This window comes from Acidovorax sp. KPB24-07, from assembly GCF_057543315.1.
Map to the genome: position 1 here is coordinate 1 of NZ_BAAJYS010000769.1, position 971 is coordinate 971.

Consider the following 971-nt stretch of genomic DNA (forward strand, 5'->3'; position numbering starts at 1 on the left):
AGGCGCCACTGCTCGGGGGGCGTGCTGGCGGTAGTGGTGCTCCAGTCCGCCCTTGTGCACGACGACCCACAGGCCCTCTTCCGGGTGGCGCACGGTGAACTTCTCATACGGGTCGAACCACTCGCCGCCCAGGGCGATGTGGGGCAACGGCACATGGCGGCCCGCTTCGTCGAGCAGCACCATGCCGTCGGCGGAGAGCCGCAGTTCCTGTGCCATCGGGTGGCTCCAGCCGCGGCCCCAGGGGCCGTCCTCGGCCAGGCCTGATCGGTAGCGGCGGCGCCAGACCAGGGGAATGGGGCCGGGCAGGGTGAAGTCGGTCTCGTCCATGAGCTTCTGGCCGCTGGACAGGATGACCGGCCCGCCGATGGCGCACGACTCGCATGGGCCCTTGCCATTGGGGTGCTGGCTGTCGCTGTGCTCCTTGGTGGGGTGCGTGTCGTTCTTGCCCTCGGTCTGCGTCTTGCGCTTGAAGCGCTTGCCCGCGATCGCGGCCAGCAGGGCCGCGCCGCTGCCCAGCAGCCACTTGGCCAGGCGCACGCGGGCGGCCTCCAGTTGCGCGGGGGTCATCTCCGAGCCCCAGGTCTCGGTGATGGAACGGATCTCCTCGGCCGCCTGCACGGCCGCCTGGCCCGTGCCGACCACACGGTCGGCCATCACGGCGCCGCCGGCGATCTGGCCGACGATGGGAACGCCCTGCACGGCCGTGGCCGCGATCGACACGCCCAGGCCCACATAGGTGGACGGGTCCTTGAGCATCTCGAGGATGGCGTCCACCTCCTCCTGTGCTGCCTGGCCGAAGTGCCGGGCCTCCATGCCACCCATCACCTTGCCGGCGTTGTCGATCATCTTCTGGGTCTCGGGCGAGAGCCGGACCAGGATGGCATTGGTGAGGGTGGTCACGCCATTGACGACCATCTCGCCGGCCTCGTGCACCACGGATTTGACGTAGGTGACATGCTGGTTCACATGGT

The 971-nt window shown here is 69.3% G+C and carries 1 protein-coding gene; it reads right to left on the reverse strand.

Going from position 1 to position 971, the window contains the following annotated elements; genetic code table 11:
* Window positions 1–971, reverse strand: a 971-nt coding sequence (locus AC27IQ_RS25675; RefSeq protein ID WP_487091324.1) for a DUF6531 domain-containing protein, incomplete at both ends; no start/stop codon positions are given.